The 14,546-nt window shown below is 74.9% G+C and carries 15 protein-coding genes; 8 read left to right on the plus strand and 7 right to left on the minus strand.

Translation table 11 applies throughout. The features are described 5' to 3' along the window. Nucleotides 1-217 precede the first annotated feature (217 nt). Nucleotides 218-1,135: a DMT family transporter gene (locus QC029_RS07880; RefSeq protein WP_279554869.1), complete on the plus strand. Its 918-nt coding sequence runs from the start codon at nucleotides 218-220 to the stop codon at nucleotides 1,133-1,135. Nucleotides 1,136-1,192: 57 nt separating this feature from the next. Here the strand turns inward: QC029_RS07880 and QC029_RS07885 are convergent, their stop codons facing one another. Further along, entirely contained in the window at nucleotides 1,193-2,329 is a 1,137-nt protein-coding gene (locus QC029_RS07885) for a magnesium and cobalt transport protein CorA (RefSeq protein WP_279554749.1), read from the minus strand. 483 nt (nucleotides 2,330-2,812) lie between these two features. Between QC029_RS07885 and QC029_RS07890 the strand changes: the two genes are divergently transcribed. The 4 genes from QC029_RS07890 (at nucleotide 2,813) to QC029_RS07905 (ending at nucleotide 5,869) form a co-directional block, all read left to right on the plus strand. Next, complete coding sequence (locus QC029_RS07890; RefSeq protein ID WP_279554750.1) at nucleotides 2,813-3,412, plus strand: suppressor of fused domain protein; 600 nt, start codon at nucleotides 2,813-2,815, stop codon at nucleotides 3,410-3,412. Nucleotides 3,413-3,600: 188 nt separating this feature from the next. Next, a complete protein-coding gene (locus QC029_RS07895; RefSeq protein ID WP_279554751.1) occupies nucleotides 3,601-4,251 on the plus strand; it encodes a DUF6758 family protein in 651 nt (216 codons plus the stop codon). A 108-nt stretch (nucleotides 4,252-4,359) separates the two neighbouring features. Continuing rightward, nucleotides 4,360-5,205: a PHP domain-containing protein gene (locus QC029_RS07900; protein ID WP_279554752.1), complete on the plus strand. Its 846-nt coding sequence runs from the start codon at nucleotides 4,360-4,362 to the stop codon at nucleotides 5,203-5,205. A gap of 58 nt (nucleotides 5,206-5,263) precedes the next feature. Further along, nucleotides 5,264-5,869 carry a MarC family protein gene (locus QC029_RS07905; protein ID WP_279554753.1) on the plus strand — a complete coding sequence of 202 codons (606 nt, stop codon included), beginning with the start codon at nucleotides 5,264-5,266 and terminating at the stop codon, nucleotides 5,867-5,869. On the opposite strand, the gene QC029_RS07910 is transcribed toward QC029_RS07905, so the two are convergent. Then, nucleotides 5,866-6,780: an alpha/beta fold hydrolase gene (locus QC029_RS07910; protein ID WP_279554754.1), complete on the minus strand. Its 915-nt coding sequence runs from the start codon at nucleotides 6,778-6,780 to the stop codon at nucleotides 5,866-5,868. The genes QC029_RS07905 and QC029_RS07910 overlap by 4 nt on opposite strands. 134 nt (nucleotides 6,781-6,914) lie before the next feature. Then, nucleotides 6,915-8,507 (minus strand): DEAD/DEAH box helicase, encoded by a 1,593-nt coding sequence (locus QC029_RS07915; RefSeq protein WP_279554755.1) that lies wholly within the window; start codon nucleotides 8,505-8,507, stop codon nucleotides 6,915-6,917. Nucleotides 8,508-9,089: 582 nt separating this feature from the next. Here QC029_RS07915 and QC029_RS07920 point away from each other — a divergent pair. Beyond that, on the plus strand, nucleotides 9,090-9,836 hold the full coding sequence (locus tag QC029_RS07920) for a ferritin-like fold-containing protein (protein ID WP_279554756.1): 747 nt from the start codon (nucleotides 9,090-9,092) through the stop codon (nucleotides 9,834-9,836). A 27-nt stretch (nucleotides 9,837-9,863) separates the two neighbouring features. Here QC029_RS07920 and QC029_RS07925 read toward each other — a convergent pair whose 3' ends face one another. The 4 genes from QC029_RS07925 to QC029_RS07940 all read right to left on the minus strand — a co-directional run bounded on the left by QC029_RS07925 (nucleotide 9,864) and on the right by QC029_RS07940 (nucleotide 11,792). After that, complete coding sequence (locus QC029_RS07925; protein ID WP_279554757.1) at nucleotides 9,864-10,145, minus strand: hypothetical protein; 282 nt, start codon at nucleotides 10,143-10,145, stop codon at nucleotides 9,864-9,866. Nucleotides 10,146-10,341: 196 nt separating this feature from the next. Continuing rightward, a complete protein-coding gene (locus tag QC029_RS07930) occupies nucleotides 10,342-10,569 on the minus strand; it encodes a DUF3107 domain-containing protein (protein WP_279554758.1) in 228 nt (75 codons plus the stop codon). Nucleotides 10,570-10,742: 173 nt separating this feature from the next. Next, complete coding sequence (locus QC029_RS07935) at nucleotides 10,743-11,369, minus strand: TetR/AcrR family transcriptional regulator (RefSeq protein ID WP_279554759.1); 627 nt, start codon at nucleotides 11,367-11,369, stop codon at nucleotides 10,743-10,745. Nucleotides 11,370-11,555: 186 nt separating this feature from the next. Further along, the gene (locus tag QC029_RS07940) at nucleotides 11,556-11,792 is read right to left on the minus strand and encodes a hypothetical protein (RefSeq protein ID WP_279554760.1); all 237 of its coding nucleotides are present in this window, start codon (nucleotides 11,790-11,792) and stop codon (nucleotides 11,556-11,558) included. A gap of 123 nt (nucleotides 11,793-11,915) precedes the next feature. Here QC029_RS07940 and QC029_RS07945 point away from each other — a divergent pair, with 123 nt between their 5' ends. After that, the gene (locus QC029_RS07945) at nucleotides 11,916-12,887 is read left to right on the plus strand and encodes an alpha/beta fold hydrolase (RefSeq protein WP_279554761.1); all 972 of its coding nucleotides are present in this window, start codon (nucleotides 11,916-11,918) and stop codon (nucleotides 12,885-12,887) included. A gap of 6 nt (nucleotides 12,888-12,893) precedes the next feature. Next, a complete protein-coding gene (locus QC029_RS07950) occupies nucleotides 12,894-14,366 on the plus strand; it encodes a DUF3152 domain-containing protein (RefSeq protein ID WP_279554762.1) in 1,473 nt (490 codons plus the stop codon). The last annotated feature ends 180 nt before the right edge of the window (nucleotides 14,367-14,546 follow it).

The following is a 14,546-nucleotide window of genomic DNA, read 5'->3' on the forward strand; positions in this document are numbered from 1 at the left end:
CCGCGCCGTCCGTCCCCCGCATCCCCGCCGGAGGCCCGGCCACCGGACGGTCAGTACCGCGGCAGCGCCACGCGCCTTACCCTGGTGGCCGGCGGCGCGCGGCACCGAGCGCCCCGGCAGCCCGGACCCGAACCCGAGTCCGCATTCGATCCCGACCCCCGCCCCGGAGAGGAGCCCCGTGCGCGCCGTCAGGACACGTACCGCCGCGCCCCGCCAGGTGTTCGGAGCGGGCGCCGCGGCGGGGGGCCGGGGCACCGGCCCGGACCTGTTCCTGCTGGCGGTCGCCGTCTCCGGCATCTCCCTGTCCGCGCCCCTGATCGCGGCCACCGCCGCCCCGGCCCTGGCCATCGCCTTCTGGCGCAACGCCATGGCGGTCGGCGTGCTCGCCCCGCTGGCCCTCACCCGCCACCGGACCGGGCTGCGCGCCATGGGCCGCCGCAACGTCCTCCTGGCCGTGGCCGCCGGGGCGCTGCTCGCGCTGCACTTCGCGCTGTGGCTGCCCAGCCTCCACATGACCTCGGTCGCCTCCTCGACCGCGCTGGTCACCACCACCCCGATCTGGACCACCCTGCTGCTGCGGCTGCGCGGCCGGAACTCGCCCCCGCTGGTCTGGGCAGGCACCGCCGTGGCCTTCGCCGGCGTGGTGATCCTCACCGGGGTCGACCTGACGCTCTCGCCGCGGGCGCTGGCGGGCGACGCCCTCGCGCTCGGCGGCGGCATGGCGGCGGCCGGATACGTCCTGCTGGGGGCGGAGGTGCGCCGTACGGTCTCCACGACCGCGTACACCTTCGTCTGCTACACCACGACGGCCGTGCTGCTGCTGGCCGCCTGCCTGGTCTCCGGCGCCGACCTCGGCGGCGGCTACAGCGGCGAGACCTGGCTCAAGCTCGCCGTCCTCACCGTCGCCGCGCAGTTGCTGGGCCACTCGCTGATCAACCGGGTGGTGCGGGGGCTCGGCCCGTCGGTCACCTCCACGGCGATCCTGCTGGAGACCCCGGGCGCGGCGCTGATCGCGGCGCTCTGGCTGGGCCAGAACCCGCCGGCGGCCGTCTACGGGGCGCTCGTGGTGATCCTGGCCGGACTGGCGCTGGTGGTCCGGGGGAACGCCGGGTCCGCGCGCCGCGCGCGGGCCTGACAGCCGCTCCCGCCCGCCCTCCGCCCCGCGGCCTTCCCCCGCGCCCCGGGGAGGCGCCTACAGCCAGCCGTTGCGCTTGAAACCGCGGTGGATGGCGTAGCAGATCCCCACGATCACGGCCATCACGGTCGGGTAGCCGTAGCGCCACCGGAGCTCCGGCATGTACTCGAAGTTCATGCCGTAGATCCCGGCGATCATCGTCGGGACGGCGAAGATCGCCGCCCACGAGGTGATCTTCCGCATGTCCTCGTTCTGCGCCACCGTCGCCTGGGCGAGGTTCGCCTGGAGGATGGAGTTGAGCAGGTCGTCGAAGGACAGCACCTGCTCGTTCACCCGCGTCAGGTGGTCGGCCACGTCGCGGAAGTACTTCTGGATGTCGGGGTCGATCAGCCGCATCGGCCGCTCGCTCAGCAGCTGCATCGGCCGCAGCAGCGGCGAGACGGCCCGCTTGAACTCCAGCACCTCGCGCTTGAGCTGGTAGATCCGCCCGGCGTCGCGGCCCCGGCGGCCCTTGCCCGCGTTCTCCGAGAAGACCTGGATCTCCACCTCGTCGATGTCGTCCTGCACCGCGTCGGCGACCGCCAGGTAGCCGTCCACGACCTGGTCGGCGATGGCGTGCAGCACGGCCGAGGGGCCCTTGGCCAGCAGCTCGGGGTCGTCCTCCAGGCGGTGGCGCAGCGTGCGCAGCGAGCCCTGGCCGCCGTGCCGGACGGTGATGATGTAGTCCCGGCCGGTGAAGCACATCACCTCGCCGGTCTCCACCACCTCGCTGCTGTCGGTGAGTTCGGCGTGCTCGACGTAGTGGATCGTCTTGAAGACGGTGAACAGGCTGTCGTCGTACCGCTCCAGCTTCGGCCGCTGGTGCGCGTGGACCGCGTCCTCCACGGCGAGCGGGTGGAGGCCGAACTCGCGGGCGATGCCGGAGAACTCCCGCTCGGTGGGCTCGTGCAGCCCGATCCACACGAACGCCCCGCCGTCCGGAGCTCCCTGTGCCCCCTGCGAGCGCAGTGCGCGCAGGGCCTCGGCGGGGGACATGTGCCGCGACTCGCGGCGGCCGTCCCGGTAGACGGCGCAGTCCACCACCGCGCTGGTCGCGGTGGTGTCGCCCCCGGCGCCGCCGAGGGCGTAGGGGGAGCGGCCGCCCCGGCGGAGGGTGGGGCGGACCGCGGCGCGCAGGTCACGGATCATCGACATGCTGGGCTCCTTCGCGTGCCGAGCCGCCGGTGAACGGGCGCAGCGCTGCCCGGAATGGGGACCTACGGGACCGATGACGGGAAGTCCACGGACCGGAGGCCTGCAAAGCGGGCACCACGCGGAGCCGTACGCACAGGCGGCATTCGCTGAGAACGTCGGTCGAGCAAGAGACGCACGCGCTCTTCCACGAAGCCGGTCCGCGGGAGGAGAAGCCGGGACTTCCCGGGTTTCACCGCTCGGCGGTGGGGGGAGGAAGGCCGTCAGACAAGGGGACGCGGCTGTCGTACGGAAGAGCGGCTGGTACTGCACGGTCGACTCGGATCCATCGCAGCCCCACCTCCTCCGGCCGGTCCCCGCTGGGGGAAATCTGTGTACACGCCTTGACCAGCAGTCAACGGTAGCACTCGCGGACGCCCCTCCGATCCGCTCCGAAGCCTCCGCGTACCCTCTTTGCCTGATCAATACACGATCTATGCTCGCCGTATGGCACACGTTCTGGAACTGGTCGAGGCCCGGCTGCGCTCCGCCCTGGGCGAGCCCGAGGCACGGGCCGCGGTGACCTTCCTGGGCGCCGACCGGATCGAGGTGCTGCGCTTCCTGGAGCCCGGCGGCGGGAACGGCGTGGTGCGCTACGCCACCCTGGGGATGTCCGCCGCGCCCATGACCGACCCCGCCGCCGTCCTCGCCGACCCCGACCGCGGCCCCCGCGCCGAGTTGGTGCTGTCGGTGCGCGCCGGGGCGGCCGACACCGACAAGGTGCTGCGACCGCTCGCCGTGCTCGCCGCGTCCCCCCAGGTGGAGGGCGTGGTCGTGGCCCCGGGCGCCTCGCTGGACGTGGGCGGGCCGCTGTGGCCGGGAGCGCCCTTCACCTCGGTGCTGGTCGCCGAGTCCGGCGGCCTGGTGGAGGACCTGGAACTGGACCCGCCGATGGACCCAGTCCGCTTCCTGCCCCTGCTGCCGATGACGCCCAACGAGGCGGCCTGGAAGCGGGTGCACGGCGCGGCGGCGCTGGAGGAGCGATGGCTGGCGCACGGCACGGACCTGCGCGACCCCCGGCGCGCGTCCGTGCCCCTGACGGACTGACACCCTCCGGCCGGCCCCGCCGGACCCGGACCCGGCCCGGTCCGGCGGAAGGGGGCGGGAGGGGACGGGAAGGGACGGGAGGGGGGATCTGACGGCACCTCCGCCAGGGGGCGCGCCGGACGCGGCCCCGCGATCCGTACGAGTGATCGTCCTTGACGTGAGGGCCCCCGGGGAGGACCGTGGGCCCCATGAGGGGCGAACCCAGTTGCCCGAAGTGCGGCGGCCGTGTCAGGGCGCCCGGTCTCTTCGCCGACTCCTGGCAGTGCGACGTGCACGGCACGGTCCACCCGCTGCAGCCGGTCCTCCCGCCGAGTGTCGAGGCGCTCGGCGTCGTCCTGCACAGAGCCCAGGTCCCGGTGTGGATGCCCTGGCCGCTGCCGATCGGCTGGCTGTTCACCGGGATCGCCCACGCGGGGGACGACCGCAGCGGCGGCCGGGCCACCGCCGTCGCGTGCTCGGGCCCCGGCCCGCTCGGCGGCCCCGGCGAACTGCTGCTGGTCGCCGAGGAGCTGGGCGTCGGACTCGGCGCGCGCTACGCAGGCGTGCCCGGCCCCGACCCCGGACCGCTGATGGACGTGGACAGGCCCCCGCACGCCAAGGTCCTGGCCGCCGGGCGGCCCACCCCGCTGTGGCTGGTGGAGGACGCGCCGCAGGACCGGGCGGTGTTCGCGGGCGAGGCGCGCGGTCTGTGGCTGTGGGCGATCGTCTGGCCCGAGCAGTCCGGGATGCTGATGTACGACGAGCTGGTGCTCACGGACCTGCGGGAGGCGGGCGCCGAGGTGGAGCTGGTGCCGTGCGGGGCGCTCTCCCCCCAGCTGCTCACGCGCCCCGGCGCCTGACGGCCGACCGCTTGGCCGACCGCGCGGCGGACCGGGCGGCGGACCGGGCGGGCACCTGTTCTATCCTGGAGTGTCCGCCTCAGCCGTCCGCCGTGGGAGCTACGTACCGTGCGCATCGACCTGCACACCCACTCCACCGCCTCGGACGGCACCGACACCCCCGCCGAACTGGTGCGGAACGCCGCGGCCGCCGGGCTGGACGTGGTGGCGCTGACCGACCACGACACGGTCGCCGGCCACGGCGAGGCGGTCGCGGCCCTCCCCGCGGGACTCACCCTCGTCACCGGCGCCGAACTCTCCTGCCGCCTGGACGGGGTGAGCCTGCACATGCTGGCGTACCTGTTCGACCCGGCCGAGCCGGAGCTGGCGCGCGAGCGCGAACTCGTCCGCGACGACCGGGTGCCGCGCGCCCGGGGCATGGTCGCCAGACTCCGCGAGCTGGGTGTGCCGATCACCTGGGAGCGGGTCGCCGAGATCGCCGGGGACGGCTCCGTCGGCCGCCCGCACATCGCGACCGCGATGGTGGAGCTGGGCGTCGTCGAGACCGTCTCCGACGCCTTCACCGCCGAGTGGATCGCCAACGACGGCCGCGCGTACGTCGACAAGCACGAGCTGGACCCCTTCGAGGCGGTCCGCCTGATCAAGGGCGCCGGAGGGGTCGCCGTCTTCGCGCACCCCCTGGCCGTCAAGCGCGGCGAGTGCGTGCCCGAGAGCGCCATCGCGGAGCTGGCCGCGGCCGGGCTCGACGGCGTCGAGGTGGACCACATGGACCACGACGCCGCGACCCGCGACCGGCTGCGCGGCATGGCCCGCGACCTCGGCCTGCTGGCCACCGGGTCCAGCGACTACCACGGCAGCCGCAAGACCTGCCGGCTCGGGGAGCACACCACCGACCCCGACGTCTACGCCGAGATCGCCGCCCGGGCGTCAGGCGCGGCCCCCGTCTCCGCCTGAACCGCCCTCCCGCTCCCCGCCGCGGCTTTCCCGCGCGGACACCACGCAAGGCAGCACCGTGTTCGACCTCGCCCTCTTCGGATCCGTCTTTGTCACGCTTTTCGTGATCATGGACCCACCCGGCATCATCCCGATCTTCCTCGCCCTCTCCTCCGGACGCCCGGTCAAGGTGCAGCGCAGGATGGCCCTCCAGGCCACGGCCGTCGCCTTCGGGGTGATCGCCGTCTTCGGCCTGCTGGGGCAGCAGATCCTGGACTACCTGCACGTGTCGATCCCCGCGCTGATGGTCGCGGGCGGCCTCCTGCTGCTGCTGGTCGCCCTGGACCTGCTCACCGGCCGGGCGGAGGAGCCCACGCAGACCAAGGACGTCAACGCCGCGCTGGTGCCCCTGGGCATGCCCCTGCTGGCCGGGCCCGGCGCGATCGTCTCCGTCATCCTGGCCGTGCAGCGCGCGGACGGGGCGGCCGACCACGTCGCGGTGTGGTCGGCGATCGCCGTGCTGCACGTGGTGCTGTGGCTGGTGATGCGGTACTCGCTGCTGATCATCCGCGTCATCAAGGACGGCGGTGTGGTCCTGGTGACCCGTCTGTCGGGGATGCTGCTGTCGGCGATCGCGGTCCAGCAGATCGCCAACGGCGTCACCCGGTTCATCCAGGGCGGCTAGGCGGTCCCGGTCCCAGTCCCAGTCCCAGTCCCAGTGCCGGTGCCGGTCCCGGCCCCGCCCGAGGCCCCGCGGCCGTGCCAGAAGGCGGCCAGCGCCCCGGCCGTCTCCGCCGGGCGCTCGGCGCCCGGCGAGTGCTCGGCGCCGGCCACCACCGTGCGCCGGGCGTCCAGCCGCCGCGCCATCTCGTCCATCAGCGGCACCGGCCAGGCGTAGTCCACCTCGCCCGACAGCACGTGCTTGGGCAGGGGCACGGCCGCCAGCTCCGCGACCCGGTCCGGCTCGGTCAGGAGCTGCCGGCCGGTGGCGACGAGCTGCTCGGGGACGGTGGCCAGCCAGCGGCGGCGCAGGAACTCGCCCACCGCGGGGTCGGTGGCCGCGTCGGCGGCCTCGGGCGGGTCCAGGTCGCGCATCGCCCGCCACACCGACTCCATGTCCAGCACCGCCAGCGCCTCGATCAGCATCCTGGTGCGTTCCTGCTGGAGACGGGTGATGGCGGCGGGGCCGGAGCTCATGACCGTCAGCGAGCGGAAGGGCGCCGCGTCCCGCAGCACGGCGGCGCGGGCGATCAGCCCGCCCAGGGAGTGCCCCAGCAGATGGACGTCCCCGCCGAGCGCCTCCGCCTGGGCCAGCACGTCGAGGGCCAGCTCGTCCTGGGCGTACGCGCCGAGTTCGCGGGGTCCCCCGGTCTCGTACTGCCCGCGGCCGTCCACGGCCAGCACGCGGAAGCCCTCGCGTGCCAGCGGGGCGAGCAGGGCGATGAAGTCCTCCTTGCTGCCGGTGAACCCGGGCACCAGCAGGGCCGTGCCGGCGCGCGGCTCGCCCGCGTCGTGCACGGCGAAGTCGCCGCGCGCGGTCTTCAGGCGGTACGCCCGCGCACCGGGGGGCAGGGTCAGGGTCGGCGGCTTGCTCATGTGGGCGAGGCTAGCGACCTCCGCCCGCCCCCGTGACGATGCCCGCCCCCGTGACGACGCCCGCCCCCCGCCGCGGGTGCGGCGGGGGGCGGGCGTCCACTCCGGGACGGCGGTGGTGCGCCGTCCGTGTGCCGTCAGCTCTCCGTGGTGGCCTCCGGGGCCGCCGACCGGGCGGCGGCCCCGCCGCGGGCGCGGCGGCGTCGGCGCGGCCTGTGGGCCTCGCCGGAGGAGTCCGCCGGAGCGTCCGTGTGCGCGTCCTCGCCGCTCCGCGCGGCCGGGGCGTCGGCCTGCCCGGCGGCTCCGCCGCGGGTGCGGCGGCGTCGGCGCGGCCTGCGGGTCTCGCCGGAGGAGTCCGCCGGCGACCCGGCGTCCTCGGCCGGACCGGCCGGGGTCACCGGCTCCGCCGCGGACCCGGCGCCGGAACCGGCGTGCTCCGCGGTCTGGCCGCCGCGGGTGCGGCGGCGCTGGCGCGGGGTGCGGGTGCGCGGCGCGCGCTCCTCGGTGGAGGCGGTGCCGCGGCCCCGGCCCCGGCCGCCGGTCTCGCCCAGGTCCTCGACCTCCTCGGCCGCGAGCCCGGCGCGGGTGCGCTCGGCGCGCGGCAGTATCCCCTTGGTGCCCTCGGGGATGCCCAGCGCCTCGTACAGGTGCGGGGAGGTGGAGTACGTCTCCGGCGGGTCGTTGAAGTCCAGCACCAGCGCCTTGTTGATCAGCTGCCAGCGCGGGATGTCGTCCCAGTCGACGAGGGTGACGGCCGTGCCCTTGTTGCCCGCGCGGCCGGTGCGGCCGATGCGGTGCAGATAGGTCTTCTCGTCCTCGGGCGTCTGGTAGTTGATCACGTGCGTGACGCCGTCGACGTCGATGCCGCGGGCGGCGACGTCGGTGCAGACGAGCACGTCGATCTTGCCGTTGCGGAAGGCGCGCAGCGCCTGCTCGCGCGCTCCCTGGCCGAGGTCGCCGTGGACCGCGCCCGAGGCGAAGCCGCGGCGGGAGAGCTGGTCGGCGACGTCGGCCGCCGTCCGCTTGGTGCGGCAGAAGACCATCACCAGCCCGCGGCCCTCGGCCTGCAGGATCCGGGAGACCATCTCCACCTTGTCCAGCGAGTGCGCCCGGAAGACGTGCTGCGTGGTGTTGGCCACCGTCGCGCCCTCGTCGTCCGGCGCGGTGGCGCGGATGTGCGTGGGCTGCGACATGTAGCGGCGGGCGAGGGAGATGACCTGGCCCGGCATGGTCGCGGAGAACAGCATCGTCTGCCGCTTGGCGGGAAGCTGCTGGATGATCTTCTCGACGTCCGGCAGGAAGCCGAGGTCGAGCATCTCGTCGGCCTCGTCCAGCACCAGCGTGCGGATGTGCGCCAGGCTGAGCTTGCGCTGGCCCGCCAGGTCCAGCAGGCGGCCCGGGGTGCCGACGACCACGTCGACGCCCTTCCTGAGCGCCTCGACCTGCGGCTCGTACGCGCGGCCGCCGTAGATCGCCAGCACGCGGACGTTGCGGACCTTGCCTGCGGTGAGGAGGTCGTTGGTGACCTGCTGGCACAGCTCGCGGGTGGGGACGACCACGAGCGCCTGCGGTGCCTCGGTCAGCTGGTCGGCCGCGGCCCGGCCGGCCTCGACGTCGGCGGGGACGACGACCGACTCCAGGAGCGGCAGACCGAAGCCGAGGGTCTTGCCGGTGCCGGTCTTGGCCTGGCCGATGACGTCGGCGCCGGCCAGGGCGACCGGCAGGGTCATCTCCTGGATGGGGAACGGGGACGTGATGCCGACGGCTTCCAGGGCCTCGGCGGTCTCGGGAAGGATCCCGAGCTCTCGGAATGTGGTGGTCAGGATGCTTGCCTCTTCCGTGAGACGCGGGACGGGGGAGCGAGGGCGCACCCCGGGGGATCGGGGTGGGTCGTACCGCACCGGACGCCGGCTGCCTGTCGGGCGGCCTCGCGGCGCAGGACCACGGGCTCTCGCTCAAGCGCACGTACCGCGCGAGCGGGCCCCTCACCACGGTCCGCGGGGAGCACACGGCTGCGTGTCTTCGCAGCCGCCGCTCCGCATACGGCCCGTGTGGAGGGCGGTCGTGTCGGAGCCGATCGGGCCACCGACCGGGCATCCGCTGCGGGCCCGGGGAACGTCCCCGAGGACCCAGATAACACAGTATGCGTAGAACCCGCTGTCAGGAAGCGGGCCCAATATCACTGTACCCCCTCGCCGCGCATCTGCGCCCGGTCGATCTCCGGCCGAGGGCCCGACGCACGGCCGCCCGGGCCCGCGCCGGGGGGCTCCCGGGCAGGTCGGACGGGCCGCCGGCGGGCTATTGTGCGCAGCATGGAGACGTCTGACACATCCACCGCCGGACCCGAGGACCCCGAGGACCTCACGGAGACGGCCGCCCAGGACTGGGCGGCGGCCTCGTCCGACCCCCGGTACCGGGCGGCGGTCGTGGACCTGCTGGGAGCGCTGGCCTACGGGGAGCTGGCCGCGTTCGAGCGGCTCGCGGAGGACGCCAAGCTGGCCCCGACCCTCGTGGACAAGGCGGAGCTGGCCTCGATGGCGTCGGCGGAGTTCCAGCACTTCGAGCGGCTGCGCAGCCGTCTGGCGGAGATCGGCGAGGACCCCGCCGCGGCGATGGAGCCGTTCGCCGCCGCGCTGGACGAGTTCCACCGCCAGACCGCGCCGTCGGACTGGCTGGAGGGCCTGATCAAGGCGTACGTCGGCGACTCGATCGCCTCGGACTTCTACCGCGAGGTCGCCGTCCGCCTCGACTCCGACACCCGCGCCCTGGTGCTGGGCGTGCTGGACGACACCGGGCACTCCGGCTTCGCGGTGGAGAAGGTGCGCGCGGCCATCGAGGCCGACCCCCGCGTCGGCGGCCGGCTCGCCCTGTGGGCCCGCCGTCTGATGGGCGAGGCGCTGTCGCAGGCCCAGCGGGTGGTCGCCGATCGCGACGCGCTGTCGATGATGCTGGTCGGCGGGGTCACCGCGGGCTTCGACCTGGCCGAGGTCGGCCGGATGTTCTCGCGGATCACCGAGGCCCACACCAAGCGCATGGCCGCGCTGGGACTGGCCGCCTGACGACGCGGCGCGGTACGGGCCCCGGGCTCAGGCCGCGCCCACGCGCGGGCGGCCCGCGGTCCGGGCGCCGCGGCGGGGGCGGACCAGCAGGGACAGCAGGGCCGCCGCGACCAGCGCGGCGATCGCCAGGGTGGGAAGCGCGTGGCCCGGTCCCAGCACCACGCGGGTGATCACGCCGCCGCCGAAGGCGGCCGCGGGCCCCGTGGCCAGCACCAGGGACCGGTCGCGGAACCGGTCCGCGTAACGGTGGCTGGCGACGAGGGCGACGACGAGACCGAGGAGCGCCGAGCCGAGCACTTCCCAGAACATGGGTCCTCCCGCGGGCCGGTGGGGTGCGCATCGGGTTACTCGGTCCTACCCAGGGCGCACCGGGGACGAAACGGAGGCCGGGCGGGAATCCCGCCCGGCCTCCGTGCGCCGGTCCCACCGGCCTCGCGGCCGGTCTCGCAGCCGGTCTCCCGGCGGAGCCGCCGGAGCCCCTAGGGCTTCCGCGGCCCCTGCGGCGTCACAGCGCCCCGAAGCCCACCTTGCGGCCGCTCGGCTCGCCGATGTCGACGTAGGCCAGCCGGTCGGCCGGGACGACCACCCGGCGGCCGTGCTCGTCCGCCAGGCTGAGCAGCTGCGCCTTGCCGGTCAGCGCCTCGGCGACGGCGCGCTCGATCTCCTCGGCCGTCTGCCCGCTCTCCAGAACGATCTCGCGGGGCGCGTGCTGCACGCCGATCTTGACCTCCACGGCTATGTCCCTTCCGAACGGTTTGGTGATTCCCCCTGGCGGAGCCGGGGCGGGTGCGCGGTCAGCCGCGCCGTTACGCCAGCAACATTAGTCCTCGTCGGAGCGGTGGGCCGCTCGCGCCCGCACGCCGACAGCGAACACCGGGCGGTCGCCCGGCGCGCCCCGGGCGCGGGTCAGCCGTGCATCGGGAAACCCGCGATGCCCCGCCAGGACAGCGACGAGATGAGTTTGGCGGCGGCGTCGCGCGGGACCTTCTGCCCGGCGCTCAGCCAGTACCGCGCGGTGATCTGGGCCATGCCGCACAGCCCGACGGCCAGCAGCATCGCCTCGTCCGGCGGCAGGTCGGTGTCCTCGGAGATCACCTCGCTGACCGCCTCGGCGCAGTCCAGGCTGACCTTGTCCACGCGGTCGCGCACGGCGGGCTCGTTGGTCAGGTCGGACTCGAAGACGAGGCGGAAGGCGCCGCCCTCGTCCTCCACGTACGCGAAGTACGCGTCCATGGTCGCCGCGACCCGGTGCTTGTTGTCGGAGGTCGAGGCCAGCGCCGCGCGCACCGACTGGACCAGCGCCTCGCAGTGCTGGTCCAGCAGGGCCAGGTACAGGTCGAGCTTGCCGGGGAAGTGCTGGTACAGCACCGGCTTGCTGACGCCCGCGCGCTCGGCGATGTCGTCCATCGCCGCCGCGTGGTAGCCCTGGGCGACGAACACCTCCTGTGCCGCACCGAGCAACTGGTTGCGCCGGGCCCGGCGTGGCAGGCGCGTGCCACGCGGACGTGCCTCGCTCTGCTCGATGGCTGTCACGCTCGCCTCCTGGAGTCTCCCTGGAACGCCTCCCGGGCAGGGCCCGGACCGGACCCGGGGGGAAGCCGGGGAGAGGTCGTCGTTCCGCGCGCGGGGTGCGCTGCGTCCGCCATCGTACTTTTGGGTAAACCTCCTGTGCGTCCGGCGGGCACAGAAATCCGCGCCTCGAACGCGCGATGTATCGGTTTAGCGGTAATCGTCCTCGTCCAGGTCGACCACCCGCGCCTGCTCGGCCGCGTCCGCCGGGTTCACTTCCGGCGACTCGGGTCCCAGCAGCGGCGCGTCCCTGCGGGGCAGCACGTCCGCGCGCTGCTCGGCGGCGTCCGCCACGGGCGCCTCGACGCCGAACCGCTCGGCCGCGGGCCTCTCCTCCTCCTCGTCGAACTGGTCGAAGGTGTCGGGATCGGTGGGATCAACAGACATGACGGTCCTCTTTCCAGGCTGAGGGGGTTCCACACGAGCCTAGAAGAGGAGAATTCCGTAAGCGAGGAGGGTGTGACGGCGAACACGTGAGAGCGGCAGTGATCGTCTCGTAACATTGCCTCCATGTCATCGACCGAGCAGTCGCAACCGCAGGCGGCGGCCCCGTTCGAGGTCCCTCCCGCGGGCCGGTCGCGGGCCGGGGAGGACGAGACGCACCGATTCGTTTCGCTGCCCGGTCTGACACTGTCGGTGCGCGGGCGTCCGGCCCGGCGCGCGGGACTGCCCGCCGCGCTGTACGTCCACGGTCTGGGCGGCTCGTCCCTGAACTGGTCCCCGCTGATGCGGGAACTGGCCGACACGGTCGACGGGGAGGCGCTCGACCTGCCGGGTTTCGGCCACTCGCCGCCGCCCGACGACGGCGACTACTCGGTCTCCGGGCACGCGCGCGCCGTCATCCGCCACCTCGACGCCGCCGGGCGCGGGCCGGTGCACCTGTTCGGCAACTCCCTGGGCGGCACGGTCGCGACCCGGGTCGCGGCGGTCCGGCCCGACCTGGTGCGCACCCTCACCCTCGTCTCGCCCGCCCTGCCCGAACTGCGCCCGCAGCGCACCGCCGTCCCCACCGCCCTGCTGGCGGTGCCCGGGGCCACCAGGCTCTTCGGGCGGATGACCCGGCACTGGACGGCCGAGCGGCGCACCCGCGAGGTCCTCGCGCTCTGCTACGGCGACCCGGCGTCGGTGTCGCGGGAGGACTTCGAGGCGGCCGTGGCGGAGTACGAGCGCCGGCTGGCGCTACCGTACTTCTGGGACTCGCTCGCCCGCTCGGCGCGCGGCCTCGTGAGCGCCTACACCCTCGGCGGCCAGCACGCGCTGTGGCGCCAGGCCGAGCGGGTGCTGGCGCCGACGCTGCTCGTGTACGGCGGACGGGACCTGCTGGTCTCGTCCCGCATGGCGCGCAGGGCGAACGCGGCCTTCCGCGACTCGCGCCTGCTGGCGCTCCCCGACGCGGGCCACGTCGCGATGATGGAGTATCCGGGGGCGGTGGCGGGCGCCTTCCGGGATCTGCTGGGAGACACCGATACGGGCAGGGGTTGACGAGTCGTGGGACGTCACAGTCGCCGGGGCCGGCCGGACAGCGGCAGGCCGACGACCACGGCCACGGGGCAGCGCCCCACGGCCCGGCCGGCGGCCCAGGAGGAGGCCGCGCGCCCCCGGCCCGCGCCGGCCCCGCCGCGCGGAGCCCCGCGGCACGCCGCGCCGCCCCACCCCGCGGCCGACGGGTGGGCCCCCGGGCCGCACGGCGCGCCCCGGGTCCGCGGCGGCCACCCCGAACAGCGCGAGCCGGGCGGCTGGACCGTACCGCCGCAGCGCCCCGGCGCCCCGGGCGCCGGGCACCGGCCCGCCGGGCCGCCGCGGGCGGCCGTGGACGGGACCGGGCGGATGCCGCGGCAGGAGTACGTCGAGGCCTTCGACGACGGCGTCTACGGCTCGCCCGGAGTGCGGCGCCCGGGTGTGCCCGGCGGCTCCGGCGCGTCCGCGCCGACCCGTGAGGCCGGGACCCCGGGCGGCGGTGTCCGCGCCGGCGGGGCGGACGAAGCCGGAGAAGCCGGCGGGACCGACGAGGCCGACGAGACGGGTGAGACCGGCGAGGCCGGCGAGGCAGACGAGGGGGGCCGGGCCGGCGGCGACGGTGGCAGAGGCCGGGGCGGGCGCCGGGAGCGCGGCGGTCGCGGCCGGACCTTCACCGGGGTCGCCGCCGCGGCCGTGACCACCGTGCTCGCCGTCGTGGTGGCCGGGCAGGTCGCCGACGTCCGCGGCGGCGCCGAGCGGCAGTTGCGGGCGGGCGGGGGCAGCCAGCGCATGGGCGCCCAGGACGCCTCCCGCTCCGACGCGCGCCCCACGCCCGCGTCCTCGGGGGAGGAGGTCTCGCGGAAGGAGGAGGCGGGGAAGGAGCGGCCCCCCTCCTACGGGGAGCGGATGAAGCAGCTCTTCGACCTCGCCCCGGACTTCGCGGGCTCGGGCCGGCTCGTCGCCGTCGCCGGGCGGGACGAGGCGCCCGGCACGGGGCAGCGCGTCCGCTACCGGGTCGACGTCGAGGAGGGACTGCCGCTGGACGGCGCGCTGTTCGCCGAGGCCGTCCACCGCACGCTCAACGACGAGCGGAGCTGGAGCCACGGCGGCGCCCGCACCTTCGAGCGGGTCTCCGGGGACGAGGGGGGCGGGAAGCCGGACTTCGTCATCACGCTGGCCTCCCCGGCCACCACCGCCGAGTGGTGCGCGAAGTCGGGTCTGGACACCACGATCGACAACGTCTCGTGCGACTCGGCCTCGACCGAGCGCGTCATGATCAACGCCTACCGGTGGGCGCGCGGTGCGGACACCTTCGGTCCGGACCGGATCCGGGAGTACCGGGAGATGCTCGTCAACCACGAGGTGGGCCACCGGCTCGGCAAGGGCCATGTGAACTGCCCCAGGGAAGGCGCCCTGGCGCCGGTGATGATGCAGCAGACGAAGTACCTGACGGTGGGCGGCCCGACCTGCCGGCCCAACGCCTGGCCGTTCCCCGACGCCTGACGGCCCCTCCGGCCCCCACTAGAGGGTCGAACGCACAAACGCGTCGAAAGTCACGGTAGTTCACCCCTTCCGGTGGTGTGGCGGACAACCGTCCGCCGCGTCGCCCCACCTCGCGCATAACGTCTTCCCGCGACGCCACGGGAAAGGCCGGTGGCCCGGAGGAGGAACGGGGGTGGACAC

This window comes from Streptomyces sp. DH37, from assembly GCF_029813835.1.
In the GTDB taxonomy this organism is placed as follows: Bacteria; Actinomycetota; Actinomycetes; order Streptomycetales; family Streptomycetaceae; genus Streptomyces.

What these genes read in the sequence shown, in the direction of transcription:
- QC029_RS07885 (WP_279554749.1), bottom strand. Translation starts at nt 2,329, where the DNA reads ATGTCGATGATCCGTGACCTGCGCGCCGCGGTCCGCCCCACCCTCCGC.
- QC029_RS07890 (WP_279554750.1), top strand. Translation starts at nt 2,813, where the DNA reads ATGGCACACGTTCTGGAACTGGTCGAGGCCCGGCTGCGCTCCGCCCTG.
- QC029_RS07895 (WP_279554751.1), top strand. Translation starts at nt 3,601, where the DNA reads ATGAGGGGCGAACCCAGTTGCCCGAAGTGCGGCGGCCGTGTCAGGGCG.
- QC029_RS07910 (WP_279554754.1), bottom strand. Translation starts at nt 6,780, where the DNA reads ATGAGCAAGCCGCCGACCCTGACCCTGCCCCCCGGTGCGCGGGCGTAC.
- QC029_RS07915 (WP_279554755.1), bottom strand. Translation starts at nt 8,507, where the DNA reads ATGACCCTGCCGGTCGCCCTGGCCGGCGCCGACGTCATCGGCCAGGCC.
- QC029_RS07920 (WP_279554756.1), top strand. Translation starts at nt 9,090, where the DNA reads ATGGAGACGTCTGACACATCCACCGCCGGACCCGAGGACCCCGAGGAC.
- QC029_RS07925 (WP_279554757.1), bottom strand. Translation starts at nt 10,145, where the DNA reads ATGTTCTGGGAAGTGCTCGGCTCGGCGCTCCTCGGTCTCGTCGTCGCC.
- QC029_RS07940 (WP_279554760.1), bottom strand. Translation starts at nt 11,792, where the DNA reads ATGTCTGTTGATCCCACCGATCCCGACACCTTCGACCAGTTCGACGAG.
- QC029_RS07945 (WP_279554761.1), top strand. Translation starts at nt 11,916, where the DNA reads ATGTCATCGACCGAGCAGTCGCAACCGCAGGCGGCGGCCCCGTTCGAG.